Annotated in this window: 21 protein-coding genes; 6 read left to right on the forward strand and 15 right to left on the reverse strand. The window is 61.8% G+C overall.

Translation table 11 applies throughout. The features are described from left to right. Positions 1-35: 35 nt before the first annotated feature. From AC0V6T_RS04530 to AC0V6T_RS04590, 13 genes are all read right to left on the reverse strand, one after another. Positions 36-1,400, reverse strand: coding sequence for a serine hydrolase (locus AC0V6T_RS04530; protein WP_486124694.1), 1,365 nt, complete (start codon positions 1,398-1,400; stop codon positions 36-38). Positions 1,401-1,480: 80 nt separating this feature from the next. Continuing rightward, positions 1,481-2,458 (reverse strand): NAD(P)-binding domain-containing protein, encoded by a 978-nt coding sequence (locus AC0V6T_RS04535; protein WP_486124696.1) that lies wholly within the window; start codon positions 2,456-2,458, stop codon positions 1,481-1,483. A gap of 15 nt (positions 2,459-2,473) precedes the next feature. Next, positions 2,474-3,892 (reverse strand): dihydrolipoyl dehydrogenase, encoded by a 1,419-nt coding sequence (lpdA, locus tag AC0V6T_RS04540; RefSeq protein ID WP_486124698.1) that lies wholly within the window; start codon positions 3,890-3,892, stop codon positions 2,474-2,476. 17 nt (positions 3,893-3,909) lie between these two features. After that, a complete protein-coding gene (locus tag AC0V6T_RS04545) occupies positions 3,910-4,428 on the reverse strand; it encodes an acyltransferase (RefSeq protein ID WP_486124700.1) in 519 nt (172 codons plus the stop codon). 54 nt (positions 4,429-4,482) lie between these two features. Further along, positions 4,483-4,836, reverse strand: coding sequence for a hypothetical protein (locus AC0V6T_RS04550; RefSeq protein WP_486124702.1), 354 nt, complete (start codon positions 4,834-4,836; stop codon positions 4,483-4,485). Between the two features lie 31 nt (positions 4,837-4,867). Continuing rightward, positions 4,868-6,094: a 2-oxoglutarate dehydrogenase complex dihydrolipoyllysine-residue succinyltransferase gene (gene odhB, locus AC0V6T_RS04555; protein WP_486124704.1), complete on the reverse strand. Its 1,227-nt coding sequence runs from the start codon at positions 6,092-6,094 to the stop codon at positions 4,868-4,870. 34 nt (positions 6,095-6,128) lie between these two features. Then, the gene (locus AC0V6T_RS04560; RefSeq protein ID WP_486124706.1) at positions 6,129-8,960 is read right to left on the reverse strand and encodes a 2-oxoglutarate dehydrogenase E1 component; all 2,832 of its coding nucleotides are present in this window, start codon (positions 8,958-8,960) and stop codon (positions 6,129-6,131) included. Between the two features lie 24 nt (positions 8,961-8,984). Then, on the reverse strand, positions 8,985-9,875 hold the full coding sequence (gene sucD / locus AC0V6T_RS04565) for a succinate--CoA ligase subunit alpha (RefSeq protein ID WP_486124708.1): 891 nt from the start codon (positions 9,873-9,875) through the stop codon (positions 8,985-8,987). 1 nt (position 9,876) lies between these two features. Then, complete coding sequence (locus tag AC0V6T_RS04570; protein ID WP_486124710.1) at positions 9,877-10,323, reverse strand: hypothetical protein; 447 nt, start codon at positions 10,321-10,323, stop codon at positions 9,877-9,879. Next, a complete protein-coding gene (gene mdh, locus AC0V6T_RS04575; RefSeq protein WP_486124712.1) occupies positions 10,320-11,282 on the reverse strand; it encodes a malate dehydrogenase in 963 nt (320 codons plus the stop codon). Before mdh ends, AC0V6T_RS04570 begins: the two co-directional genes overlap by 4 nt. Positions 11,283-11,554: 272 nt before the next feature. Continuing rightward, positions 11,555-13,510 carry a putative bifunctional diguanylate cyclase/phosphodiesterase gene (locus tag AC0V6T_RS04580; protein ID WP_486124714.1) on the reverse strand — a complete coding sequence of 652 codons (1,956 nt, stop codon included), beginning with the start codon at positions 13,508-13,510 and terminating at the stop codon, positions 11,555-11,557. Between the two features lie 192 nt (positions 13,511-13,702). Then, complete coding sequence (locus AC0V6T_RS04585) at positions 13,703-14,077, reverse strand: hypothetical protein (protein ID WP_486124716.1); 375 nt, start codon at positions 14,075-14,077, stop codon at positions 13,703-13,705. A gap of 181 nt (positions 14,078-14,258) precedes the next feature. Then, on the reverse strand, positions 14,259-15,458 hold the full coding sequence (locus AC0V6T_RS04590) for a cell wall hydrolase (protein WP_486124718.1): 1,200 nt from the start codon (positions 15,456-15,458) through the stop codon (positions 14,259-14,261). Positions 15,459-15,573: 115 nt separating this feature from the next. Here AC0V6T_RS04590 and AC0V6T_RS04595 point away from each other — a divergent pair, with 115 nt between their 5' ends. From AC0V6T_RS04595 to AC0V6T_RS04610, 4 genes are all read left to right on the forward strand, one after another. Next, on the forward strand, positions 15,574-16,452 hold the full coding sequence (locus AC0V6T_RS04595; RefSeq protein ID WP_486124720.1) for an ABC transporter substrate-binding protein: 879 nt from the start codon (positions 15,574-15,576) through the stop codon (positions 16,450-16,452). Further along, a complete protein-coding gene (locus AC0V6T_RS04600; RefSeq protein WP_486124722.1) occupies positions 16,449-17,438 on the forward strand; it encodes a FecCD family ABC transporter permease in 990 nt (329 codons plus the stop codon). Before AC0V6T_RS04595 ends, AC0V6T_RS04600 begins: the two co-directional genes overlap by 4 nt. Continuing rightward, a complete protein-coding gene (locus AC0V6T_RS04605; RefSeq protein WP_486124724.1) occupies positions 17,438-18,181 on the forward strand; it encodes an ABC transporter ATP-binding protein in 744 nt (247 codons plus the stop codon). The genes AC0V6T_RS04600 and AC0V6T_RS04605 overlap by 1 nt, the downstream gene beginning before the upstream one ends. A gap of 290 nt (positions 18,182-18,471) precedes the next feature. Next, positions 18,472-19,470 (forward strand): hypothetical protein, encoded by a 999-nt coding sequence (locus AC0V6T_RS04610; protein ID WP_486124726.1) that lies wholly within the window; start codon positions 18,472-18,474, stop codon positions 19,468-19,470. 30 nt (positions 19,471-19,500) lie between these two features. Here AC0V6T_RS04610 and AC0V6T_RS04615 read toward each other — a convergent pair whose 3' ends face one another. Continuing rightward, complete coding sequence (locus AC0V6T_RS04615; protein ID WP_486124728.1) at positions 19,501-20,301, reverse strand: lysozyme; 801 nt, start codon at positions 20,299-20,301, stop codon at positions 19,501-19,503. A gap of 472 nt (positions 20,302-20,773) precedes the next feature. On the opposite strand from AC0V6T_RS04615, the gene AC0V6T_RS04620 reads away from it, so the two are divergent. Continuing rightward, positions 20,774-22,678: a hypothetical protein gene (locus AC0V6T_RS04620; protein WP_486124730.1), complete on the forward strand. Its 1,905-nt coding sequence runs from the start codon at positions 20,774-20,776 to the stop codon at positions 22,676-22,678. Positions 22,679-22,718: 40 nt separating this feature from the next. Here AC0V6T_RS04620 and AC0V6T_RS04625 read toward each other — a convergent pair whose 3' ends face one another. Continuing rightward, the gene (locus tag AC0V6T_RS04625) at positions 22,719-23,081 is read right to left on the reverse strand and encodes a hypothetical protein (RefSeq protein WP_486124732.1); all 363 of its coding nucleotides are present in this window, start codon (positions 23,079-23,081) and stop codon (positions 22,719-22,721) included. A gap of 313 nt (positions 23,082-23,394) precedes the next feature. Between AC0V6T_RS04625 and uvrA the strand changes: the two genes are divergently transcribed. Next, a complete protein-coding gene (gene uvrA, locus AC0V6T_RS04630; RefSeq protein WP_486124734.1) occupies positions 23,395-26,328 on the forward strand; it encodes an excinuclease ABC subunit UvrA in 2,934 nt (977 codons plus the stop codon). Positions 26,329-26,343 lie beyond the last annotated feature (15 nt).

A 26,343-nucleotide genomic window follows, 5' to 3' on the forward strand; every position in this document is an offset into this window, starting at 1 on the left:
CCAGCAAAGTGCGCGGGGCAACTTTGCGTGCTCGCTTATTCCTTGGTTGCGGGCATTTCGCGCCCGCCCTGGAACAGGGTGAGGCCGGTGATCGTGCCGCTGTCATCGCGGTTGAAGCGGACCTGTGCATCGACGACCTTGAGGAAGAACATGTCCCCTTCCTCGCGGAAGATCTCGTTAGCGCCTTGCCCGGTCGCCTGCGCCATCAGCTTTCCGTCTTCGACGAAAGTCGTGATCTTGAAGGTCGGGGCGAGGGCATAGACGCCCTCATATTCGGCCAGCGCCTCCGCCGGGACCTCAACCGCAACGCGGTCAGCCGTCGTCGGGATTTCGCCGCCCTGCGCCAATGTCATGAGCTGGCGTCCGATATTCTCGGCCGATCCGCCATTGAGGTTGGCGAGGACGGCTACCGTCGTGCTCTTCGCGCGGTCATAGCCAAGCCAGGCGTTGAACCCCTGAATGCCGCCGCCGTGCCAGATGTATTGGCCGTTCTCACCGTCGCTGACGACCACGCCGTGCGCATATTTTGCTTCGCCGATCGCATCATGCGGGGCGGGCTCGACAAACTCGGCGACGCTTTCGGGCGACAGGATTTCGCCGGAATACAGCGCCGTGTTCCAGCGGTGCAGGTCGCTCACAGTCGAATACATCGCGCCCGCGCCGGTGGGGATGCCCATATAGACATAGCCCGCATTCACCCGGCCTTCGCCGCCCGGAGAATAGCCAGCCGCGCGCTTGGGCAGGATTTCGGCGTTTACGTCGAAGCCGCTGTTTTCCATGCCGAGCGGTGTAAAGAACTGCTCATCGAAGTAGGTGGCGATATCCTGTTCGCTGACCCGTTCGACGATACGCGAGAGAAGGACATAGCCCGAATTCGAGTAGGACCATTTGCTGCCCGGCTCGAATTCGAGCGGAAGGTCGCGGAAGAAGGCGATCAGGTCATCCTGCGAGGTTTCAAGGCGGCTGAGATCGCCAAACCCATCGAGCGAGGTGACGTTGGGCAGGCCCGCCGTATGACGCATCAGATTGCGCACCGTGATCGCGCTCCAGCTCTCTGGTGTGCTTTCGAGATAGGTCGAAATCGGCGCGTCGAGGTCGATCAGCCCTTGCTCGGCCAGCTTCATGATCGCGACCGAAGTGAACTGTTTGGTCACCGAACCGATGCGGAACTTCGTGTCGGGCGTGTTGGGGATATCCCATTCAAGATTGGCCGATCCCCATGCGCGTTCGAGCAGCACCGCGTCGTCCTTCGCAACGATCACCGCTCCCATGAACGCGCCTGATTCCGCCTCTTCCGAAGCGAGTTCAACCATGCGCTCGGTATCCTGCGCGGCGGCTGGCACTGCGAAAGCGATAGCGAATGGGGAAAGGGCGAGCGCGAAGCGGCGCGTGATGAGCATGTGAATTCCTCCCGAGCGTGTATTAGTTAAGTAATACACACACTCGTGCGCGGTGCAAGAAGGGATATGAGGCAAGCCCTTCAGAGCGATGCGAAAAAGCGGTCTTCGGCCTCGTAGTCGAACATGTCCCACGGATAAGCGGCGAGCTGAGGGAAAGCCTTGCGCCAGTCGGCGGGGTTCAGATCGACGAGCCATTGCGCGCTGCTCAAGAGCTCGGATGCCACGCAGAAATAGCCCGCCTTGTCGGCCTTGGCGTTCGAGACGACAAAAGGTTCAGGCACCGACCAAGGCGTGCGGCCTACGCTGCCTTGGGGCGGGCCATCCATGAGGTGGAAGCCGACATCGTATCCCAGCCATTCGGCCAGCACTCGTCCGATTTCCGCAACCGTGCGCGCGGGGTCGTCGGCCATGTTGAAGACGCCGCCCGCATCGTCGGCAGCCATCTTGCGCGCATTGGAACCGAGGCAGAACGAGCTGGTCGTGCTGAACTGGCTCTCACCCCCGAAAGCGAGCGGGATGCGCGTGCGTCCGTCGAGGAACCGTTTGACGAACCACCACTCGCGCGGGTGGCGGCTGTATTTGCCGAACAACGCGCAGGGCCGCAGGATGGTCGCGCGTTTGCCGAACAGGTCGAGCGCCTTGTTCTCCATGCGGACCTTGCGGGTCGAATAGGTGTCCGGCCCGGGTGCGACGGTGGACTGCCTTTCCGTGACAGGGCCGTCGAATTTGGGAAAGCCGTTGGTGGCGGCCTCATCGAGCGTTCGGCCTTCGTCATCGCAATAGACGCTCGCCGAGGAGACCACGATCAGCCTGCCGACCGCGTCAGGATCATAGAGGGCGACATCCTCTTCATCGAAAGCGATGGTGTCGAGCACCACGTCGGCATGCGGAGCAGGATCTTCGCCTGCGGTGTAGGGGACGAAGCTCTCCTTTTCGCTCAGCTTCCAGGCGGGCTTTGTGCGAGCGTGAATGTGCACGTCCCAGCCGTGGAACGCGAAGTTGTATGCCGCGGCGTAACCGATCTGGCCTGCACCGATTATCGCGACTGAACGGCCCATCGCGATTGCTCCCGATCACATGTGGATCGGCTTGCCCTGAACCGCCATCGCCGCTTCTTTGAAGGCTTCGGCGTGAGTGGGGTGAGCGTGGCAGGTGTAGGCGATGTCTTCGCTCGTCGCGCCGAATTCCATCGCCTGTGCCGCCTGCGCAATCATCGTCCCCGCCAGCGTGTTGATCATCCACACGCCTAGAACACGGTCGGTCTTAGCGTCCGCAATCACCTTGACGAAGCCATCGGTGTCGCGGTTTGCCTTTGCGCGGCTGTTCGCCATCATTGGGAACTTGCCGACCTTGATCGCCTTCTTGTCGCCGCCCGCCTTTTCGATCGCTTGTTCCTGCGTGAGGCCGACGCCAGCGATTTCGGGAGTGGTGTAGACCACGTTCGGGATCACGTCGTGGTTTACGATGCCGGTCTGGCCTGCGATGTTCTCTGCCACCGCGACGCCTTCATCCTCGGCCTTGTGCGCGAGCATCGGGCCAGGGACCACATCGCCGATGGCCCAAACGCCTTCAACGCCCGTGCGGAATGCGTGATCGATTTCAATCTGACCGCGATTATTGACCTGAAGCCCTGCCTTTTCGAGCGCGAGGCCATCGGTGTTGGGGCGACGCCCGATCGATACGAGAACGTGGCTGGCTTCGAGCTTCTGCTCGTCGCCGCCTTCGGCTTTCTCGATGGCAAGCGTCACCTTCTTGCCCTTGACCTCGGCGCCGGTGACCTTGTGGCCGAGCATCATTTCCATGCCCTGCTTCTTGAAGATCTTGTTCGCTTCCTTGCGCACTTCCTCGTCCATGCCGGGAAGGATCTGCGGCAGGAATTCGACCACGGTGACCTTCGCGCCAAGGCGGCGCCACACGCTGCCGAGCTCAAGACCGATCACGCCGCCGCCGATGACGACGAGGTGCTCTGGCACTTCTTCGAGTTCGAGCGCGCCGGTCGAATCGACGATGCGCTTTGCCTCATTGTCGACTTCGACGCCGGGAAGCGGGGTGACCGAAGAACCGGTTGCGATCACGATGTCCTTGGCGGTGATGGTTTCATCGCCGACCTTGACCGTGTGCGCATCTTCGAATGCGCCGTGGCCCTTGAGCCAGGTGACCTTGTTCTTCTTGAACAGGAATTCGATCCCCTTGGTGAGATCGCCGACCGCGCTGGTCTTCTCCGCCATCATCTTGGAAAGATCGAACGTTGCATTGGCGTCGATGCCCCAGGTCGCGAAGTGACCGCCTTCGGCCTCTTCGAAAAGCTCCGATGCGTGCAGCAATGCCTTCGACGGAATGCATCCCACGTTGAGGCAGGTGCCACCCAGCGTTTCGCGCGATTCGATACAGGCGGTCTTGAGTTCAAGCTGCGCTGCGCGAATGGCAGCGACATAGCCGCCGGGGCCAGCGCCAATGATAAGGCAATCGTAATCGTAGGGGTGGTCAGCCATGTTTCGAATGATCCCGTTCAGTCTGACGTTTGAGTGTGTTGAGGCCCATTTAGTGGCTTGGGTGCCGTTGTGCCATGCAAAGTTTGCGCTGGTTCATCAATACGACCTTCGGCCCATGCGACCATGCGGCCGTGATGGCCGGTGTTGATGCCGGTCTTCACGATTTTGGCCGGATTTCCCGCCACCATCGAGCGGTCGGGCACGTGGCCGTTCACGATGCTCCCGGCTGCGATGACGCAGTGATCGCCGATGCTAACGCCCGCCGTAACAACCGCGTTCGCTCCGATGAAACAGCACCTGCCAATCCGCGTGTCGTCGTGATGCGCGCCGACAAAGTCATGCGCAAAGATGCGAGCGCCCGGCGTGATGATCGTGTGATCGCCGATATGGATGCCCTTGGGGTGAGTGTAATCGAGGAACGCCTTGCCCGAGATCAGCACGCCCTTTCCGATATCCATGCCCCAGACACTGCGCAGATACTGGCGGCGGATCGCGGCGAAAGCGAGGTAGAGGCGTTTGCGGATCGCAGTCAGCATGGCTTGTCCCTCCGCTTAAGGTTCGGTGCGCAACCAAAGAGCCGCTTCGCTGCGTCAGCTTGCGGGTGGTGTTTCCGCAGGCGTGCTCTCGGCCCCGTCCGCAGGTGCGCTCTCGGCTCCGCCGCTGGCGCTCGCGCTGCAAGTGCGCAGGAGCTCCTCGATCGTCTCGCGGTTGATGTCCAGCGACCCGTCCGAAGCATCTTCGGCCAGCCTGTCAGCCGCGCATTCGCAGGCAGGCGTGACGTTTTCTGAGGTGATCCCGTTGTCCTGGGCAATCTGCTCGCATTGCGAAACCACCTCGGTGCGGATCTGGTCCTTGATCGCGTTGCCAGCCATTTCGGTTGCCGCATCGCACGCGGTCAGGGCGAGAGCCGCAAGGGGAAGCGATATGAGGGTAAGCGCGCGCATGGGCAGGTTCCTTGGTGGGGGTGGGGCTGACTTAAAGGTCGATCAGCATCCGGGTGGGATCTTCGATCGCTTCCTTGATGATCTTGAGCGCAGTCACCGCCTCACGCCCGTCGATCAGGCGGTGGTCGTAGGAAAGCGCGATATACATCATCGGACGGATCTTGACCTCGCCATTGATCGCAACCGGACGGTCCTCGATCCGGTGAAGGCCGAGAACGGCGCTTTGCGGCGGGTTGATGATCGGGGTCGACATGAGCGAGCCGAACACGCCGCCATTCGAGATCGTGAAGGTGCCGCCGGTCATGTCGGCCATGGTGAGCGTGCCGTCCTTGGCGCGCTTGCCATAATCGGCGATGTCCTTCTCGATTTGGGCAAAGCCCTTCTTGTCGCAATCGCGCACGACCGGAACGACAAGGCCGTTGGGAGCCGAGACCGCAACCGAGATGTCGACATAGTCGTGGTACACGATCTCGTCGCCCTCGATATAGGCGTTGACGCTCGGCACGTCCTTCAACGCAAGGCAGGCGGCTTTCGCGAAGAAGCCCATGAAGCCGAGGCGGATGTCGTGCTTCTTGGCGAAGAGGTCCTTGTACTTGGTGCGCGCCTCGATGACGGCACTCATGTCGACATCGTTGAAGGTGGTGAGCAGCGCCGCGTTGTCCTGCGCGCCCTTCAGGCGGCGGGCGATGGTCTGGCGCATGCGGGTCATCTTGACGCGCTCTTCGTTGCGGCCTTCACCGGAGGCTGTCGCGGTCGGTGCCGGAGCAGGGGTGGGCGTAGGCGAAGGCGCGGGACTGTCGCCCTTGGCTTTCGCAGCAGCGATCACGTCTTCCTTGGTCAGGCGGCCATCCTTGCCGGTGCCCTTGATGGTCGAGGGATCGACCCCGTGTTCGAGCACGGCACGGCGCACGGCTGGCGAGAGCGTCTGAGTGACCTCTTGGTCTTCACGCTTCTCTTCGCCTTCCTCGCGCATTTCCTGTGCACGCGCAGGCTCTTCGCCCTTGGTCGCAGCGCCGGTCGCGCCTTCCTCGATCACCGCGATGACAGCGCCAACCTCGACCGTGTCGCCAACCGCGGCGCGGTGTTCGGACAGCACGCCAGCCACAGGTGAGGGCACGTCGACCGCGACCTTGTCGGTTTCGAGGCTCGCAATCGGCTCATCGACCGCGACCGCGTCGCCCGGCTGCTTGAGCCATTCGCCGATCGAGCCTTCGGTGACCGATTCCCCGAGCTGAGGGACAGTGATTTCAGTAGCCATTTCTCGTGATCCTCGAGTTTCTTGTCTTGGCGAATTACTTGGTGAGGCCGAGCGCGTCGGCGACCAGCTTCTCTTGTTGTTCGACGTGCCGCTTGGCGAGGCCGGTTGCGGGCGATGCAGCTGCCTCGCGTCCGGCATATTGCGGGCGCTTGCCCTCGTGGCCTGCCGCGGTGAGAGCGTCCTCGATCTGGTTCTGGACGAAGAACCAGGAACCGTTGTTCTTGGGCTCTTCCTGACACCAGATAACCTCTTCGAGGTTGGTCATGCGCTTGAGACGCACGGCGAGCGGGTCGCCGGGGAAGGGATAAAGCTGCTCGATCCGCACGATCGAGACGTCTTTCAGTTTCTCCGCGTCGCGTTTCTCGATGAGGTCATAGGCGACCTTGCCCGAGCACAGGACGAGGCGCTTGATCTTCTTGTCGTCAGCCGTCGCCGGTTCCATCGAGGGATCCGACTTGATCCGCTTGAACTGCCAGTCGCCGAGGAATTCCTCGCGCGGGCTTTTCGCCATCGGGTGACGCAGAAGCGACTTCGGCGACATGATAACAAGCGGCTTGCGGAAAGACCTGAGCATCTGGCGGCGTAGCACGTGGAAGTAGTTCGACGGCGTCGTGATGTTGCAGACCTGAATGTTGTCGTTCGCGCACAATTGCAGGAAGCGTTCAAGGCGCGCCGAGGAGTGCTCTGGCCCCTGTCCCTCATATCCGTGCGGCAGCAGCATCACGAGGCCGTTGGCGCGCAGCCACTTTACCTCGCCCGACGCGATGTACTGGTCGATCATGATTTGTGCGCCGTTGGCAAAGTCGCCAAACTGCGCTTCCCAGAGCGTCAGCGTCTTGGGATCGGCCATCGCATAGCCGTACTCGAAACCGAGCACGCCATATTCCGACAGCGTGGAATCGTGCACTTCGAACTTGCCGTGCGGCAGCGTGTTCAGCGGCACATATTTGTCTTCGGTCTTCTGGTCGACCCAGACGGCGTGGCGCTGAGAGAAGGTGCCGCGCCCGGAATCCTGACCCGACAGGCGCACATTGTAGCCTTCCATCACGAGGCTGCCGAAAGCGAGCGCTTCGGCGGTGGCCCAGTCGAAGCCTTCGCCGGTTTCGAACATCTGCGCCTTCGCCTTGAGCACGCGGCCAAGGGTGCGGTGGATGTTCACATCGTCGGGCACTTCGGTGAGCGTGCGGCCAAGCGAATCGAACATCTTGCGCTCGATTGCGGTGTCGACGTTGCGCCGCGCGGTCTCGTCGTCGGCAGGGCGGTGCAGACCCGCCCAGCGCCCGCCAAACCAGTCGGCCTCGTTCGGCTTGTAGCTCTTGGCGGCTTCGAACTCGTCTTCGAGATGAGAGACGAATTCGTCGGCCATCTTCTGGCGCTCGCCGTCATCGATCACACCTTCTGCAATCAGACGCTCTTCATAAACACGGCTGACCTTCGGGTGCTTCGAGATCACGTCATACATGATCGGCTGGGTGAACTTGGGCTCGTCACCTTCGTTGTGGCCGAAGCGTCGATAGCACCACATGTCGATCACGACGTCGCGGTGGAAGCGCTGGCGGTATTCGACGGCGAGCTTGCACGCGAAGGTCACGGCTTCGGGATCATCGCCGTTGACGTGCAGGATTGGCGCCATCACGCCCTTCGCCACGTCGCTCGGATAAGGCGAGGAACGCGCGAACATCGGCGAAGTGGTGAAGCCGATCTGGTTGTTGATGATGAAGTGCAGGCAGCCGCCGGTGTCGTAGCCCGGCACGCCCGAAAGCGAGAGGCTTTCCCAGACAACGCCCTGGCCAGCAAAGGCCGCATCGCCGTGGATGAGGACGGGGAGCACCTGACCCTTGTCATCGAGATCGTCGCGGATGAATTGCTGCGCGCGGGTCTTGCCGAGCACGACAGGGTTCACCGTTTCGAGGTGCGAGGGGTTGGGGACCAGGCTCATGTGAACGCTGATGCCGTCGAACTCGCGGTCGGTGCTGGTGCCGAGGTGATACTTCACATCGCCCGATCCGCCGACATCTTCGGGGTTGGCCGAGCCGCCGGAGAATTCGTGGAAGATCACCTTGTAAGGCTTTTCCATCACGTTCGCGAGAACGTTGAGACGGCCGCGGTGGGCCATGCCGTAAATTATCTCGCGCACGCCCGCGCTGCCGCCATGCTTGATGACAGCTTCCAGCGCCGGGATCATGGATTCGCCGCCATCAAGGCCGAAGCGCTTGGTGCCGACATATTTCTTGCCGAGGAATTCCTCGTACTGTTCGCCGCGAAGAACGGCGGCGAGGATCGCCTTCTTGCCTTCAGGCGAGAATTGGATCGTGTCGCCCGGGCTTTCGAATTTGTCCTGGAGGAAGCGCCGCTCTTCGGTGTCGGCGATATGCATGTATTCAAGGCCGACCTTGCCGCAATAAACGACGCGCAGCCGCTCATACAGCGCGCCCACGGTCGTCCATTCCATGCCCAGCACGCCGCCGACATAGACTTCCTCGTTCTCCTTGCCCGCAAGGCCATGGAATTCGAGCGTAAGGTCGGGCGGGGTCTCGCTGCGCTTCGTAGACGTGCCCAGTGGGTCGAGCTGCGCAGCGAGGTGTCCGCGAACACGGTATAGCCTCACAAGCGTCATCGCCGCGATCGAAAGGCTGGCCGCCTTCTCGATCGAGGCCGGGTCAGCCGCCTTGCCAGCCGCTTTCGCAGCCTTGCCGACCGCCTCCTTCGCCCCGAGCAGCATCTGCGTCGGGTCCATGGCGCTCGCCAGGCCCGCGTCTGCGTCCGCTACCTCGGCAAGCCACTTGGGATTGCCCCAGGAAGGGCCCGGCTGCGGGCCTTCCTGGTCGGTCATTTCGGGGAGAAAATTTTGCGGTTCTTCGCCCATGAGGGTTCTCCGGGGAGGGTAGGGTTACGCCATTTCTTTCAGCATGGCGTCCAAGGTGGTGCCGAGTTCTGACGGCGAAGGCGAGACGCGGATGCCCGCATCTTCCATCGCCGCGATCTTGTCTTCTGCGCCGCCTTTGCCGCCCGATACAATCGCGCCGGCGTGACCCATACGGCGGCCCGGAGGCGCTGTGCGGCCTGCGATAAAGCCGACCGTTGGCTTCGAGCGGCCTTTTGCAGCCTCTTGCTTCAAGAACTCAGCGGCTTCTTCTTCAGCCGACCCGCCGATTTCGCCGATCATGATGATCGACTTGGTTTCCGGATCGTCGAGGAAGAGGTCGAGCACGTCGATGAAGTTCGTGCCGTTGACCGGGTCGCCGCCGATGCCGACTGCCGTGGTCTGGCCAAGGCCGACCTGTGTGGTCTGGTGGACGGCTTCGTAAGTGAGCGTGCCCGAGCGCGAGACAACGCCGACGCTGCCCTTCTTGAAGATGGAGCCGGGCATGATGCCGATCTTGCATTCTTCCGGCGTCAGCACACCGGGGCAGTTCGGGCCGATCAGGCGCGACTTCGAGCCTTCAAGCGCAGCCTTGGCGCGCACCATGTCGAGCACAGGGATGCCCTCGGTGATGCAGATGATGAGTTCCATCTCCGCATCGATAGCTTCGCAAATCGCATCAGCGGCAAAGGGCGGGGGCACGTAGATGCACGAAGCGGTCGCGCCAGTTTCGGCCTTAGCCTCGCGCACGGTATTGAACTGCGGCAGACCGATATGTTCCGTGCCGCCTTTGCCCGGCGTGACGCCCGCAACCATCTTGGTTCCGTAATCGAGAGCCTGCTGCGTATGGAACGTGCCGGTGTTGCCGGTCATCCCTTGCGTGATGACCTTGGTGTCTTTGTTTACGAGGATGCTCATTTTAGTCCTTCGCTTTGCCGAAGAGTTTCGAGAAGAATGACGGTGGTTTGGGTAAGTCGGGAAGAGGGCCGTCCGGAAATACAATGTGTCGCCCGAGGCGGCCGTCATCTGACATCATATCGTAGATGCCCAGCTGTAGCTCCTTGGCTTTCGCAAGACCAATTCTCTCGCCAGCGTCGCGATCACTGTGACCGCGAGGCATCCCCCAATGTATGGCGCCGGGCAAAAGGTCGTAATCTATCCCCAATGGATCGTCGGTGTCGGTCCGTATGAAATCGGGAAATTGCTCAGTCATTGCATCATACCAACGCCGCAATGGCGGGCTGAGCCGTTCTAGCTCTCCTTCCTCGGGAAAGTCGGTTTGCGAAAGCCTGTGATACCAATCGCGAAAAGCTTTGCCATCCCGCGGAGCAACGGCTGGATCGAATACGACCAGGTCGACGCTCATTTAAGGCTCTCGTCCAGCCCCTTACACGCCTCGAGCAGTTCCTCGACCGCATCGGTCGAGACCTTGAGGTTGGACTTTTCCTCGTCCGACAGTTCGATCTCGACCACTTCCTCGGTACCGCCCGCGCCGATCACGGTCGGGACGCCGACATACAGCCCGTCGAGACCGTACTTGCCTTCGACGTAGGAGGCACATGGCAGGATGCGCTTCTGGTCGCCCAGATAGGCTTCGGCCATGCTGATCGCGCTGGTGGCGGGGGCGTAGTAAGCCGAGCCGTTGCCGAGCAGGCCGACGATCTCGCCGCCGCCCTTACGCGTGCGGTCAACGATTTCGTCGAGACGCTCTGCCGGAACGCCCTTGATCTTGGCGTAGTCGTCAACCGGGATGCCGTTGATCGTGGTGTAGCTCTTGACCGGAACCATCGTATCGCCGTGGCCGCCGAGGACGAAGGCGTTGACGTCCTTCACCGAGCAATCGAATTCCCATGCAAGGAAGGTCGCAAAGCGCGCGCTGTCGAGAACGCCGGCCATGCCGACCACCTTGTTGTGGGGAAGGCCCGAGAATTCGCGCAGCGCCCACACCATCGCGTCCAATGGGTTTGTGATGCAGATCACAAATGCGTCGGGGCAGTTATTCTTGATGCCTTCGCCAACAGCCTTCATCACCTTGAGGTTGATGCCGAGCAGATCGTCGCGGCTCATGCCGGGCTTGCGCGGGACGCCTGCGGTGACGATTACGACGTCGGAACCGGCAATGTCAGCATAGTCGTTCGAGCCGGTGATCTTGGCGTCGAAGCCTTCGATCGGGCCGCACTGGCTAAGGTCGAGCGCCTTGCCCTGTGGCATACCTTCGGCGATGTCGAAGAGGACGATGTCGCCCATTTCTTTTTTCGCTGCGAGGTGGGCGAGCGTGCCGCCAATCATGCCGGAGCCGATGAGCGCGATCTTCTTGCGGGCCATGTGTATCCTTCCCAAAATCTTCGGGACGAATAATCCAAGCGAGGCTTAATAGCCCGGCTTTCGTCCCAAATGGCCGGGCACCCGCTTCTGGCGGCGGGGTAGGCCCGGGGAAGGGCGATTGCAACCGTCAAAAGGTCGCATATGCCAACTATCTTCGCAAATAGTTCGCAATTGCATTAAGCGGGGGAAGGTCGAGTTTTCGGCGCTCCGGAGAACGGGGCGTGAATCAGGCTTGGTCTGAGAAAAGCATAGCGCTTGGCGAGGGCGCCAGATCAGGCGGTCGCGCGGCGGCCGTCCTGCTCGCGTTCCTGTGCCAGCAGCATGGCGGCAAGGTAGTCGGGGACGGCGCGGCTGAAGTAATAGCCCTGGCCAAGGTTGCAGCCCGCATCGCGGACGACCTGCACCTGGTCAATCGTCTCCAGACCCTCGGCAACGATATCCATGCCAAGCGTCGTTCCCATTTCGGCCACGGCACGGATGATCGCATCGCTCTTGCGGCCAACCTGCGCGCCCGAGACAAAGGAACGGTCGACCTTGATCTTCGAGAACGGGAAGGTGTTGATGTAGCCGAGCGAGGAATACCCCGTTCCGAAATCGTCGAGAGCAAAGCGCACGCCGATTTCCGACAGTTCCTCGATAAAGGCAGCGGTCGAGTGGTTGTCTTCGATGAAGAGGCTCTCGGTGACTTCAAGTTCAAGACGCCTCGGGTCGAGCCCTGCTTCACGAAGCGCGCTCTTGATACCCAAAGCCGCGCCCGGAGCGCGGATCTGAAGCGGAGATAAATTGACGGCGACGGTCACATCATCGGGCCATGTCGCAGCAACGCGCGCGGCCTGCGCCGTGATCCAGTTGCCAAGCGTCACGATCACGCCGGTTTCTTCCGCCACCGGAATGAATTCGTCAGGCCGCAGCTCGCCCTTGTGCGGGTGGAACCAGCGAACGAGCGCTTCGAACGTCTTGATGCGGCCTGTTTCCAGATCGACGATCGGCTGGAAGTAGATCGACAGCTCGTCGCGCTGGATTGCGGCCCGAAGCTCGTCCTCGATCTCGCGGCGGCGCGCGAGGTCGCGCGACATCGAAGAATCGTAGAAACATGTCCGGCTGCGTCCGCCGACCTTTGCATGATAAAGCGCAAGGTCTGCGCTCTGCATCAGCGTGTCGGCATCGTTGCCGTTCTCCGGCAGCAGCGAAACGCCCAGCGAAGCGCGCACTTCGAGGCGTTCTCCGTCGATGCGGAACGGGCGCATGATCTCTGCATGGATTTCGCTCGCTAGGCGTTCGGCGTCCTGGCGGCTTACGATCGGGCAGAAAATGATGAACTCATCGCCGCCAAAGCGAGCGACGGTCGACCCTTCAGGCGAAACTTCCTTCAATCGCTTGGCAACGCCGGTCAGAACGCGGTCGCCGACCGGGTGGCCGAGCAGGTCGTTCACTTCCTTGAAGCGATCAAGGTCGACCCAAATGAGAGCCAGGCGGCTGTCGTCATTCACGCCCATCATCGTTTCGACCATCGCGTGATTGAGACCGGCGCGGTTCGCAAGGCCGGTCACCACGTCGGTGCGAGCAAGGACCTGCATCTTGTCAGCCAGCCGCGCGCTGGTTTCGGCAGAAGCAATCGAGTCGCGCAACACCGTGAAGATGTTGCCGCAAATCGAGATCATCGCCGGGATCAGCAGAAGGATCGTGATGCCCAACGCGATGAAGCCCGGCTTCGCAGTCCAGAAACTTGCCAGCGCGATCGGAACGCAGGTGAGGCCAAGCTGGCCCATCGCGATCGTCAGACGACCCGCATTGCGGGCGCTCACCCCGATCCCATAGCCGACCGCATTGCACACCATCAGCACTTCGACCTGCACACTGCTGCCGTCTACGATGACGAATGCAGCGGTGCAGCCAAGCGCGAGAGCGAAGCTGAACGCGCCGATCTCGTAAACGAATTCAAGCGTGGCCGTGCTGTTGCCATCGGCTTCGGCATCGAGCGCCAGTGCCGCTGCGACGCGAGCTGCCGCGATCACGGTCAGCACTGCAGCTGCGACGTAAAGTTCGGGCATTTCGGCAATCCATGCCGATACCGATGCCGCGCACACGATGCACAGCGCGCCAATCGCAAGACTGGAAGGTTGAGCGTAAAGTGTGGTGACCAGCAGGCGGCGCACGCGTTCGGACAATTGGTCCGACGACTGTTGCTTGCCGAACCGCCCTTTCAGGCGGCTTATTTCACTGGTCACTCCCATAACGCTCTGGCCCTACGCAATACAGGTCAAGGGGTGGTTAACGCGGCGGCGGCTTTATCCACGGTCGGTGGACGCAAACCTTCGAATTCAATTTGAATCGATCGTTTACCGCCGCAGGAAATCGAGCGGACCCGGGGAGGGGGAACTGGTCGGCTCGATGGCGAAAGGGACGTGCGAGGCAAAGCCTTAGCTGAGCGCGCCATGCGGTCCGAGTTTGGCCGCTTCCGCCGCAAGCCTGCGATCGAGCGTGCGGGTGATGCCAAGCCACCAGTCATAGGCCTGACGGTCGCCCTCGAAGAACGCCTTCTCGGCCTGTGCGCGTGCCTGGCGAGCGGCACCGAGGCCGTGCTCCGCAAAGTGCCGAAGGGCTGCGCGAAGCATATGGTCATTCGCCGGCTTGTGATCGCCAGCGTTTGTGCGCTTCACCGGCCCCTTGGTTCCCGATTTCGGGTTGTTGTCGTTGGCCACGCGTTCTTGCGCACGCACCGCCAGAGCCTTGGCAATCGGAGTGCAGGCTGGGGCGTGAGCGAGGCGATTAGCGGGTGCGAAGCGAAGGGACATCGGGCGTCTTGGTCTCTCGTTTTGGCGCCCGCGTGCAATTCGCTGCCAACATGGTCGCGGCGTTGCTGTCGGGCGCAGAAAAGGGTTTCAGCGATGTCAGCCGCAATAAGCCTGACGCGCTAAGGCTTGGTGTGGAGCTAAGGTTGAGATCGCGTTAACCGGATCGCTAATCCGTGGGATTTCACCGCTGGGAAGAGGGAGGGGCGGCGGCTTTCTCGCCCGCTATCGAACGCTGTTCCTGTTCCAGCGCGGCGCGCGCGGCGTCGCTCTTCCATTGCCCTGCGCTCGCATAGTCCTCGCGAACCTGGCCAACGCCTGCGTAAGCGGGATCGGCAAGCACGGGCTCCGGTGCTGCAATCGCTGCCGGCGGCGAGGAAGGCTCTGCTGCGCTGCGCGGACTGGCCACCGCGCCGCCTTGAGCCCGCGAGGCTGGCAAGCTCTCGATACGCGCTGTTCTGCCCCGGTTTGCGGCCCCCGGTTCCTCACCCGCATAGCGCGCGGTGAACGCGCCGCTCGCGCCAGCCGCGCCTTTGGAGCGGTAGAAGCGGTGTGCGCCGATCGTGCCGATGTGGTCGAGGCTGGACGCCCAGTAAGGATTGACCCAGAGCGTGTGGTAATGCGTCGCGTGCCCGACGGGCGCGTAAACGCTGCCCGCCAACGCCTCGTCAGCGATCTGTTTTGCCCGGTCCCACGACCGCCCGCCAGCGCGGCGCGAAAGGCTGCCATCGCAAGTAAACGTGAACTGGCAACCGGTCCTGCGCTGAGAGCCCTGATAGACCACGCCGCACACGCTTCCCGGCCAGCTGCGATGGGAGACGCGGTTCAGCACGACCTGCGCAACGGCGCGCTGTCCCGCTTCGCTTTCGCTCGCCGCTTCATACCAGATCGCCTGCGCAAGACATTCAGCAGCGCGCAGGTGGCTTGCTCCTCCGGCGCTGAAGAATGGCTGCGCAGCAGGGCCAGCGTCGATCACCTGTCCCAGCTCGCGTCCGGCCTCTGCGCCTGTATCGTAAGCGTCCGTTGTTGGCAGCGCGATCAGCGCATCGTCGGCTGAAGGCGCGGCAAGGAAGAAGAAAGCAGAGCCTGGGAAACTCTGCCCCGGACGCTCAAACGGCATCGCGGGATTGGCTTTGAGCTCGGCAGACAGCTTCGCGCTCACCATCTCGGCTTCGGTCGGAGCATTGCCTGCAAGCGCTCCGAACTCGCCGGGGGCGGCCATGGCGGGCACCGCAATTGCGGCGAGCAGGACCATCAGCCGCGCGCGCAGATTGCCGCCCTGCGCTCGCGGTTGTGGCGCAGAGGCGCTCGCGTCGGGCAGGCGGATTACCTGCGACGAGGCGTATTTGGCCCTGGGGGCTGAAAGGCTGCGAAGGAAACTCATGGCGCGCCTCAAGCGCGTAACGATCGTGAGGCGCTTTCACGAGCTTGCTGACAGGTGGCGTCCCGAAAGGCGACACAGGTCATCAATTCGTTAACGCTGCGCTAGCGTGCTTGTGGTGAGCCCGTCGCGGCCCTATCGGCTGGCAGGGATGGGAGTTTCGGCGATCAATCGGGCGGCACGTTGGCTCGGCGCGGCAAGTGCGCTCGCGGTCCTTACGGGCTGCCAGCCCGCCAAGGTCGAGCGCTCCGTGGATATCGGCCCCACATTCGTAAGCCTCAATCCATGCCTCGATGCAATCCTCGTCGAAGTGGCCGCGCCAGAGCAAATCCTTGCCCTGTCGCATTACAGCCGCGATCCCGCAGCCAGTTCGATGGATGTTGACCGCGCTCGCACATTCGGCGTCACGGGCGGGACGGCTGAGGAGATCATCGCGCTTTCGCCTGAGATCGTCCTTGCCAGCCGCTTCATCGCGCCTGCCACGCTGAACGCGCTCGAACGCGCAGGCTTGCGGGTCGAGACCTTCGACAGCCCCTTCAGCAGTGAGGCGAGCTTCGACCAGATTTTCCGGATCTCCAACCTTGCCGAGCACCCAGCGAGGGGTGACGAGTTGGTGCAGGAAATCCGCTTCAGCGTCGGCAAGCCGGAAGGCGATGCGGGTTCAGCCATGGTGTGGCAGGCTGGACAGATCGTGGCAGGCGAAAGCTCGCTGGTGGCGGAGCACCTGCGCTGGGCTGGTTTCTCAAACCACAGTGCAGCGCAGGGGTTGGGGCAGGCCGATTTCGTGACGCTCGAAGCGGTGCTGACCGAGCCGCCGGACCTGCTTCTGATCGCAGGCGATGCGGCAGGGCAGGGGCATCCGGTGCTTGGTTCGCTTGAGGGCACCCATGTCGCGCGTTTTGACCCGAACCTTTTCTATTGCGGTGGCCCCTCGATTGCGCAGGCGCGCGAACGTCTTGTCGATATTCGCGCACAGCTTGAGGGGGCGAGCGAGTGAACCGCGCTGTCATAATCTTCGCGGCGTTGCTCGTGGTTTTGGTGCCGCTTTCCCTGCTCGCAGGGCGGGTGTGGATCAGCCCTTTCGCAGCAGATGGCACGGCGAACGCGGCGCTGATCCTGATGGAATTGCGCCTGCCGCGCGCAGTCCTCGCGATTGTCATCGGGGCGGGGCTTGGCGCGGCTGGCGCTGCGATGCAGGGCTATCTGCGCAACCCTTTGGCCGATCCGGGCCTGTTCGGCATTGCGCCCATGGCAGCGCTCGGCGCGGTGGCGAGCTTTTGGTTCGGGCTCGCCTCGTCTTCCTGGGGCGTTCCCGTCTTTGCGCTGGCCGGAGCCGCTCTCGCGATGGCGCTGCTTGCCGCGATTGCGGGAAGAAGCGTCTCGGATGGCCGCGCGGGCGCGGGCGGAGGGATCGCGCTCTTCACGCTTGCCGGTCTGATGATCGCCAGCCTTGCCGGCGCTCTCACCGCGCTTGCTATCACCATGGCGCCCAGCGCCTTTGCGATGAGCCAGATCGTCATGTGGCTCAACGGCGCGATCACCGACCGCTCATGGGCGGAGGTCTGGATCGCAGCGCCGCTTACTCTTGCCGGGATCGCGGTGCTGATGCTGGCATCGCGAAGCCTTGATGCGCTGACGCTCGGCGAAGAGGCGGCACGTTCGCTCGGCGTTGACCCTAAGCGGCTGCTCTTCCTGCTGGTGGTGGGAACGGCGCTCACCGTGGGGTCAGGGGTCGCGGTAGCTGGAATTATCGGTTTCGTCGGATTAATCGTGCCCCATCTCGTGCGCCCGCTCACCGACCGCCTGCCATCCTCGCTCCTTCTTCCAAGCGCTCTTGCAGGGGCATGTCTCGTGCTGCTGGCAGACAGCGTTGTGCGCGTCCTGCCGCTGGTGACCGAGCTTCGGCTCGGCATAGCCTTGTCTCTGATCGGAGCGCCATTCTTCCTGTGGCTGCTCATCCGCATGCGCAAGGGGCGGCTGTGATGCTGGAGGCAAACAACCTTTCCATTGAGCGCGGCGGTCGACCGGTCCTGAGCGATGTCAGCGCTGCGTTTGCAGCCGGTGAGATCACCGCGATTGTCGGGCCAAACGGAGCTGGCAAGTCGAGCCTCGTCCTCGCGCTCGCAGGGCTGCTCGATCCGGCGAGCGGCGCTGTGAGGCTTGATGGACGCTCGATCCATGCACTGCCGCCGCGAGAGCGCGCGCGCACGATCGGCTATCTCCCGCAGGACACCGACATCGCCTGGGACGTCGCGGTCGAACAGCTGGTGGCGCTTGGCCGCCTTCCGCATGGCGACCGGGGTCGCGAAGAGGTTGAGGCTGCCATTTCGATGCTCGCGCTTGAGGACTTGCGCCATCGCCCGGCGAGCCGTCTGTCGGGCGGAGAGAAGGCGCGCGTCCTGCTCGGCCGGGTGCTGGCTGGGACGCCTGAGTGGGTGCTCGCCGATGAACCGCTCGCCGCACTTGACCTCGCCCATGCGAAGGCGCTGACCGCGCACTTTCGCGAGATCGCGGATAGCGGCTCTGGCGTCGTGATCGTGGTTCACGATCTTGCCGTGGCAATGAACTGTGCCGACCGCGTCATCGTCCTGAGCGAAGGCAAATGCGTGGCCACCGGCACCCCAGCCGATGCCCTGAGGCAAGAGACGATCAAGCGCGTGTGGGGAGTGGATGCTGACTGGTTGGGTAAACCGGGCCAGCATGCGCTGGTCATTCGCCGTCCTTAGCGGCAGGTGCAGTGCCGCTGAATACCACAGGTGACCTGCGCATACCGACCCGGTGCGGCGGGTTAGGGTGCGCCGCATCTCAATGTTTGTTGCGATCCAAAAAGCCCAAGGCGCGACCCGAAGGGCAGGAGTGCAAAGACCTACAAAGAGGATTGCTTCATCACCAATTGCCGCCATTTTGGCGACTTCATATTTTCTGTACCCCTTCGCTAACCGCGGTTTTCTGCGGGTTTGGAGCGAAATAAAGAGTTTCGCTGGCACCCGATTGCGAGGCCGACTAAGCCGTTTTAATGGCCAGTTCCGACCAGATCCTCTCAGATTCCCGCTGGCTCCCTCACGCATTCGATCCGGCAACAGGGGCGATCACCTTCATCAAGCTGGAGCGTGAGCGACTATCGGCATCGCGCTTTCTTGCAGACGCAGGCAGCGAGGAAGGGCGCGAGATTGCGAGCGTGCTTTTGGCCGAGATCGCTCAGGCTCAAATCGCTCAAGGTCCGCTCCATTTCATCTTTCACACTGCGTTCTGTCGCTCGACCCTGCTGGCAAGAGCGCTAGAACAACCCGGCATCAGCGCCGGTCTCAGCGAGCCGGGAATCATCGCCAGCCTGGTAAATGCAGGGCCTCAGGCAAAGCCTGCAATCGCGCCCGTCATGGCATTGCTGAGCCGCAGCTGGGGTGTGGACGAGGCTGTTTTCGTAAAACCGACCAACCACGCCAACGCCATCGCGCCCGCGCTTATGGAAGCGGTACCGGGGGCAAGGGCAGTGGTGATGACCAACCCGCTGCCATCCTTCCTCGCTGCCGTGGTTCGCAAGGGGATGCTCGGGCGTAGGTGGGCTCGGCAGTTGTACCTCGAGATGATGGGCTATGCCGGAATGGACCTCGGCATGGATGGCCGAGAGCAGTTCTCCATGACTGACCTGCAAGCGGGCGCGCTGGCTTGGTTCCTGAACCAGCGTTTCATGCATGGGATGGTGAACCGGTTCGGCGAGCGGGTCAGAGTGCTCGACGGAGATCGTTTTGGTGAAGAGCCGGCTGAAACACTCGCGGCCATTGGAGCCTTCACGGGAGTTCCGATCACTCAGCAAAAAGCCGAGGCAATCGCAAGCGGCCCCGTCTTTACCAGCGATGCCAAGACCGGCGAGGATTACGCGACCAAAGCGGCCCGCGACGCAAAGGCCACGAGCAGCGCGGTGGTCGAGGATGAGATGGCAAAGCTCGAAGAATGGATCGCCATGATCGCGGGCCAGGCCGGGCTCACGGTGCCGATCAAACAGACGCTGTTTTAGCCGCGTCCCGACCAGCTGCCCGACTTGCGATCAGGCCTCGCGCGGGTCGGAATAGTCGGCATTCAGGAAGATGTTGGTGCGCCTCTCGCTGCGATAAACTAGGCCCTTTGCGACCCTGTTCGCCGCGTGATGATATTCGAGTTCTTCGGCAATGCCTTCATAGTCACCCGCTTCGATGGCTGCGTTGAGCTTCGGGCTTTTCTCCGGCCCGACCGTCCCAATGCCGACATTGAAGACAAGGTCGACAAGCGCGTCGAATTCGTTCTGGTTGAGCGGAAGATCACCGACGAGTTTGCGCACGCCCTTTTCGGCCTTTGCGAGGTCCTTTTCGAGAAAGGCGAGGGCGCGTCTGTGCGAGATGGTATCGCCTACCTTCAACCGGTCCTTGGGCAGTACGAGGTGCCCGACGCCGACCGTCGGATAGCCCGCCACATCGCGGTAGACATCATAGCGCACGCCTTCTTCCTCGATCATCGCCTCGATCAGCCGGTCGCTGACGCCCAACTTGCGGGCATCGCGGCGCTCGGACGGGTCGACGAGTTCAAAAGCGTCCGACTTTTCGACTTTCTCCATGAGGTTTTCCGCTGCGATAGGATCAGCCGAAAGCGCAAGATTCGACGTCCCCGAAAGCCCCAGCGCACTGACACCCAGCGCAAACGCCGTTCGCTTGCGGCGCTTGCCGCGCATGCGGACGTTCTGGAGCGGCGAGAAGGTGTTCGCTCGCCTCTGTCTGCTGCGCTCGCGACGGTCCTTCCAGCGCTTGCGGAACGATTTCGCAAAACTGCGCCGCGCCGCCTTCTTGACGGAAGGCAGATCGGGTGCCTGCGTCAAATGCGACGTGTTAGGCGAAGTGAGCCGCGACCCCTTTTCGCCGCCAGAGGCAGCGTTGATCGTAAAAGCGGGTTTGCGACCCGCAGGACCAGATGTGAGAAGTGTGTTGCGCGTTGAACTAAAGATAAAGTTGTCCTTTCGAGGGAAAGGACCGGGCGCTTCGTCACGAATTCTGTGACGGCGAGCGAGCCTCGGCACGTGAGTGCGGCATCAAAGAGGCACTGCTTGGGATCCTTCCCGAAATGTCTGCACGACCTGGGCGCGGCGGTTGCTCGCTGAAATGTTCGAGGTCGTTGTTGTGTTCATCTTAGTTACAAGCAGGGCCGCAAGTTCGATCCACGGTTCGGCGTAGCTGAGGCACAGGATGTGGAGCGCCGATGTTAGACATCCGACGTGCGCCCTCTTGCGAAGGCGCTGAAATTCAGTAGCTTTCAAAGTCGCGATGGGGATCAAATGGAAATGTATTGAGCCATTGACGGCTATCGGCTGTGGGTGGGGAGCCTATGCAGTTGGTGTGCTGGACGGTGGATTGACTGCGGGCGCAATCGTCGGCGGCTCTGCGCTTATGCGTATTTGGGGAGAGGCAAAGCAAAAGGTCGGGCTTGACAGTGCCAAGGTCATCAAACGACAGCAACAGCGGATCAAGGCGCAATGGGAAGCGCAGGCTGGTGAAAGCTGGGTCGTAGAGGCTGACCTCGCCGCAGCCGATGAAAGGCTAGCAAAGCATCTCGCCGATGCGATTCCTTCCATCAAGGAACTGGGCCTCTCAATCCGCGATGGCGAGCCTTATCCCGGGCGTGCCGCGCTGGCGATCGTCGACAGGCTTTCTGAGCGCAAGGATTGCAAGATTTTTCGTGAAGGAGGGCAGGAAGGTTCGAGCGACACCGCGCGGAGATTTGCCCTTGTCGTGGTCGAAGCGTCACTGGAGGCCGCTCTCGAGATTCCGGAATACGCACAAAAGCTGCACACTTGGTTCTTCGTGGCAATCAACGAGGGGATTGCCGAGGCGAACTTGCGACTTCAGCGGCTTGAGACGCGGGTAGACGAATTCATCGACCGGATCGATGGCCGCCTCAGAGATTTCAATATACCTAGCCCGGTCTTGCGTGACACCGTGCTGATGCAGCTTAGCGTACAGCCCGGCGCAAGCGATGCAGAGCTTGCAAGGGCAGTAGCGAAGCTCAAGAAGCAACATGATGACCTACTGGAGAAGGTCGCAAATATTCCGATAATCGACAACGAAGTGGCAGATTTGAGGGCGCAGGCAGAAAGTGCTCTCGAGAGCTATGAGCACAGTAACGCTGCTGCTCTGTATTCTCGGGCTCGTTCGCAGATGAAGGCCAAAATGCTCCAGGGCGCGCGAGTAGTAAGTGATCTAGCATTTGCTGAAGCTGACGCGTTGCTCATCGATGGAAAATGGCGCGAAGCCGACCTTGCTTGGGAGGATGGAATAGGCGCGTTGGTGCCTTTTGATGCTCGGATCGCTGCGAATTGTTCGTGGGAGGCCGCCTACAAAATGAGGGATTATCCAAGCTCGTGGCGATACAGCGCGCCATGTACGCCAGATCATCTCTTGAACACGCTTCGCCGCTGGAAGAAGGTTCATGAACTCGAATGTGAGGCGGCCGATGGTCTTGCGTCCGGCAACATCAGCTCTTGCAAAGGGGAAATTGAGAGCACGGTAAAGGCACTGATAAATATAGGAGATTGGCTTGAGGTCCATCTCCATCTGACGAAGATTTCATCGCTGACATTTTTGGCTGGAGCACTTGAGGAGAAACTGGCCGCAAACGGCGAGGACAAAGATTTCGAGAAATCGCATAGGCAAGTTTTGGGTTGGCTAAATGCTCAATGGGTAGATTTCTATCTCGTTCTTCGCAGGCCCAATGATGCAGAGAGGGTGCGGAATTGCGAAGCTAATTTTCAATCCTACGAAGAGGAATTTGATCGCAACGGCCCCTTCTTTGACAGAGTTAGCGCCCGTAACGTATTGAATTGGCTCTTTGAGATGCAGAAGAGAGTTTCTACGGTGGGGCATGAGTACACTCACTCATACTTCCTGTTTTTGAGTTTGGTTCAAGTCGTTGGAGTCTTTAGAGGGCGGGCTTTTGCATCTATCGAGGCAGTCACATTACTCCAAAGTTTTATCGAACAACTCTATGAAAACGGACGTGTTTCAGAAGCTGAAATCTTGACCTCGGTTTTCGCCGAATTGAAAGAAAACTCCAGCGAAATGGCTCAAGTTTTAGGGTCAGGATTAAATGAGGGCGCGAACACCGACGCTGATGGTGCCCGAATTGACCGACTAATCAAACAATTCGATGACCGTATCGCTCATCTTCAAGAAGCTTGTATCAAATTGCAATTTGAAGCTTGAAGCTCAAGCCCATTAAGGGTTGTTCGAACCCGCCAACCCATCACCCCCCGCAATACCGCCAATCCCCACCCCGACACCGCCGCACGGCTTCGCGCCATTCGCGCATGCGGCGTTGGTAGTCGGCGCGGCTTCTTTCGTAGTCGTCCATGTCCTGAGCGTGGCGGTCGTAGGCTTCCCAGCCGCGCGCATATTCGGCGTCGCGGCGTTCGACGTAGCGCAGCTGCTCGCGGTTGAGGCGGCGGATCTCGGCGCGGTCTCGGGCGAGTTCTTCGCGTGAGAGGCCTTTGCAATCGTCGGGGTCGGAGCAGGCATAGGCGGGTGCGGGTGCGCTTGCGGCTAGCGCGGTGATCACGAGAGCGGCGGTTGCGGCCAGAGGGGCGGGGAAGGCGTTGGGGATGCGCATGGTGGGTTCCTTCGCGACGTGAAGCGATCAAGTTGTTGTTTTTCCACCAGCCACGATCATAGCGCGAAAGCCGAAGAAAGCCTTACCCGAGCCGCTCGGATCGCCGCCGCCCAGGGTCGGCCCGTCGATGCGGCATTCGATTGTTGCAAGGCGGCACCAAGTCGCGCCTCGGGCGTTGTAATCGGTAAGCCTCGTCGCCACCTCTCACCCAAGCGGGCACAGCCCTCTGCGCTCCCCCTTTACATCAGCGAACATTTGCGGAACAAACGCCCCTTATGAGCCTTACGAAAATTCAGAAGCATTGGCCTGTCACATGCTGACAAAAATAAGCGTCCGTGGTGCCCGTGAGCACAACCTCAAAGGCGTCGATATCGACCTGCCGCGCGATAGCCTGATCGTGGTGACGGGGCTGTCGGGCTCGGGCAAGTCGAGCCTCGCCTTCGACACGATCTATGCCGAAGGGCAGCGGCGCTATGTCGAGAGCCTTTCGGCCTATGCGCGCCAGTTCTTGGAGATGATGCAAAAGCCCGATGTCGAGCATATTGACGGGCTTTCTCCTGCAATCTCGATCGAGCAGAAGACGACCAGCCGCAACCCGCGCTCGACCGTGGCAACCGTGACCGAGATCTACGACTACATGCGCCTCTTGTGGGCGAGGGTTGGCGTGCCGTATTCGCCTGCGACGGGCGAGCCGATCACTGCGCAGAGCGTGTCGCAGATGGTCGACCGGGTGATGGCTCTGCCTGAGGGCACACGGCTTTACCTGCTCGCGCCGGTGGTGCGCGGGCGCAAGGGTGAGTACCGCAAGGAGCTCGCCGAATGGCAGAAGGCCGGTTTCACCCGCGTGCGGATCGACGGGGAACTTTACCCGATCGAGGAAGCGCCTGCGCTCGACAAGAAGTTCAAGCACGACATTGAAGTAGTGGTCGATCGCCTCGCGGTGAAGGAAGGGCTGGAGACGCGTCTTGCGGATTCGTTCGAAACTGCGCTGAAGCTTGCCGAGGGCCTCGCCTATGTTGACCTCGCCGATGGCGTGGTGCCGGGGCGCGAGGATGAGGCGGATCAGGGCGGCGCGATGAAAGGCGCCGGCATCCCTGCGAACCGTATCGTGTTCTCCGAAAAGTTCGCCTGCCCGGTCAGCGGTTTCACTATCGAGGAGATCGAGCCGCGCCTGTTCTCGTTCAACTCGCCGCAGGGCGCGTGCCCGACCTGCGACGGGATTGGCGAGAAGCAGCTGTTCGACGAGCAGCTCGTGGTCCCGAATGAGGAGCTGACGCTCAAGCAAGGCGCGATTGCTCCGTGGGCGAAGTCGAACCCGCCGTCTCCTTATTACATGCAGGTGCTCACCAGCCTTGCGAAGGCGTATGACTTCACGATCACGACGCCGTGGAAGGACCTTGAGCCTGACCAGCGCATGATCATTCTCCACGGCACGGGCGGCATGCCGGTCGCGCTCACCTTCAAGGACGGGCGCAAGCAGTACACAGTCAACAAGGCGTTCGAAGGCGTCATCGGCAACCTCAACCGCCGCATGATGCAGACCGAGAGCGCGTGGATGCAGGAGGAGCTGGGCAAGTTCCAGACCGCGCAGCCGTGCGAGACCTGCGGGGGCAAACGCCTCAATGAAAAGTCGCTCGCGGTGAAAATCCCGAGCGCCAAAGGCCCCACGGATATTGCGGAACCCACGGTTATGAGCGTCGCGGATGCCAAGGCGTGGTTCCTTGACCTCGATCGGCATCTCACCGACCAGCAGGCCCAGATCGCCCGCCCGATCCTGAAAGAGATCAACGAGCGGCTGGGCTTCCTCGACAATGTCGGGCTCGACTACCTCAACCTCGACCGCACCAGCGGCACGCTGTCGGGTGGGGAGAGCCAGCGCATCCGGCTCGCCTCGCAGATCGGCAGCGGCCTGTCAGGCGTGCTCTACGTCCTCGACGAGCCAAGCATCGGCCTGCATCAGCGCGACAATGACCGGCTGCTCGAAACGCTCAAGCGGCTGCGCGATCTTGGCAACACCGTGATCGTGGTCGAGCATGACGAGGACGCCATCCGCACCGCCGACCATATCGTCGACCTTGGCCCGGGCGCAGGGGTTCGCGGGGGCGAGGTGGTCGCGCAGGGCACGCTCAAGCAGATCATGCGCGCGAAGAAATCGCTCACCGCCGACTATCTCACCGGCAGGCGCGAGATCGCGGTCCCGCAAACCCGGCGCAAGGGCAACGGGCACATGCTCACCGTCCACGGCGCGAAGGCGAACAACCTGAAGGACGTCACCGCCGCCATCCCGCTCGGCACCTTCACCTGCATCACCGGGGTCAGCGGGTCGGGCAAGTCGTCCTTCACCATCGACACGCTCTACGCCTCCGCCGCGCGCACATTGAACGGCGCGCGCGTCATCGCGGGCAAGCACGACAAGGTCACCGGCCTCGAATATTGCGACAAGGTCATCGAGATCGACCAGTCCCCCATCGGCCGCACCCCGCGCTCGAACCCCGCGACCTATACCGGCGCCTTCACCCAGATCCGCGACTGGTTCGCCGGCCTCCCCGAAAGCCAGGCGCGCGGGTACAAGCCGGGCCGCTTCTCCTTCAACGTCAAGGGCGGGCGCTGCGAGCAATGCACCGGCGACGGCCTCATCAAGATCGAGATGCACTTCCTCCCCGACGTCTACGTCACGTGCGAGACATGCGGCGGCAAGCGCTACAATCGCGAGACGCTGGAAGTGAAGTTCAAGGGGCATTCCATCGCCGACGTGCTCGACATGACGATCGAGGATGCGGAGGAGTTCTTCAAGGCGGTCCCCCCGATCCGCGACAAGATGCGGATGCTGAACGAGGTGGGGCTGGGCTACGTCAAGGTCGGCCAGCAGGCGACGACGCTATCCGGCGGCGAAGCGCAGCGCGTGAAGCTCGCCAAGGAGCTTGCCAAGCGATCCACCGGACAAACGCTCTACATTCTGGACGAGCCGACCACCGGCCTGCACTTTGAGGACGTGCGCAAGTTGTTGGAGGTGCTGCACCGGCTGGTGGAGCAGGGCAACAGCGTGGTGGTGATCGAGCACAATCTCGACGTCATCAAGACCGCCGACTGGATCGTGGACCTCGGCCCGGACGGCGGCGTGCGCGGCGGCGAGATTGTGGCAGAGGGCACGCCGGAAGAGGTGGCGCAGGTGGAGCGCTCGTTTACCGGGGCGTACTTGAAGCCGATGTTGGAGAAGGCAAGCGGGGCGCGGGAGGCGGCGGAATAGCTTTCGCCAGCTCCC

Source organism: Erythrobacter sp. S158, assembly GCF_057364915.1.

What these genes read in the sequence shown, in the direction of transcription:
- AC0V6T_RS04590 (WP_486124718.1), bottom strand. Translation starts at nt 15,458, where the DNA reads ATGAGTTTCCTTCGCAGCCTTTCAGCCCCCAGGGCCAAATACGCCTCG.
- AC0V6T_RS04550 (WP_486124702.1), bottom strand. Translation starts at nt 4,836, where the DNA reads ATGCGCGCGCTTACCCTCATATCGCTTCCCCTTGCGGCTCTCGCCCTG.
- uvrA (WP_486124734.1), top strand. Translation starts at nt 23,395, where the DNA reads ATGCTGACAAAAATAAGCGTCCGTGGTGCCCGTGAGCACAACCTCAAA.
- AC0V6T_RS04625 (WP_486124732.1), bottom strand. Translation starts at nt 23,081, where the DNA reads ATGCGCATCCCCAACGCCTTCCCCGCCCCTCTGGCCGCAACCGCCGCT.
- AC0V6T_RS04610 (WP_486124726.1), top strand. Translation starts at nt 18,472, where the DNA reads ATGGCCAGTTCCGACCAGATCCTCTCAGATTCCCGCTGGCTCCCTCAC.
- AC0V6T_RS04585 (WP_486124716.1), bottom strand. Translation starts at nt 14,077, where the DNA reads ATGTCCCTTCGCTTCGCACCCGCTAATCGCCTCGCTCACGCCCCAGCC.
- AC0V6T_RS04535 (WP_486124696.1), bottom strand. Translation starts at nt 2,458, where the DNA reads ATGGGCCGTTCAGTCGCGATAATCGGTGCAGGCCAGATCGGTTACGCC.
- AC0V6T_RS04570 (WP_486124710.1), bottom strand. Translation starts at nt 10,323, where the DNA reads ATGAGCGTCGACCTGGTCGTATTCGATCCAGCCGTTGCTCCGCGGGAT.
- sucD (WP_486124708.1), bottom strand. Translation starts at nt 9,875, where the DNA reads ATGAGCATCCTCGTAAACAAAGACACCAAGGTCATCACGCAAGGGATG.
- AC0V6T_RS04545 (WP_486124700.1), bottom strand. Translation starts at nt 4,428, where the DNA reads ATGCTGACTGCGATCCGCAAACGCCTCTACCTCGCTTTCGCCGCGATC.
- lpdA (WP_486124698.1), bottom strand. Translation starts at nt 3,892, where the DNA reads ATGGCTGACCACCCCTACGATTACGATTGCCTTATCATTGGCGCTGGC.
- mdh (WP_486124712.1), bottom strand. Translation starts at nt 11,282, where the DNA reads ATGGCCCGCAAGAAGATCGCGCTCATCGGCTCCGGCATGATTGGCGGC.
- AC0V6T_RS04560 (WP_486124706.1), bottom strand. Translation starts at nt 8,960, where the DNA reads ATGGGCGAAGAACCGCAAAATTTTCTCCCCGAAATGACCGACCAGGAA.
- odhB (WP_486124704.1), bottom strand. Translation starts at nt 6,094, where the DNA reads ATGGCTACTGAAATCACTGTCCCTCAGCTCGGGGAATCGGTCACCGAA.
- AC0V6T_RS04605 (WP_486124724.1), top strand. Translation starts at nt 17,438, where the DNA reads ATGCTGGAGGCAAACAACCTTTCCATTGAGCGCGGCGGTCGACCGGTC.
- AC0V6T_RS04530 (WP_486124694.1), bottom strand. Translation starts at nt 1,400, where the DNA reads ATGCTCATCACGCGCCGCTTCGCGCTCGCCCTTTCCCCATTCGCTATC.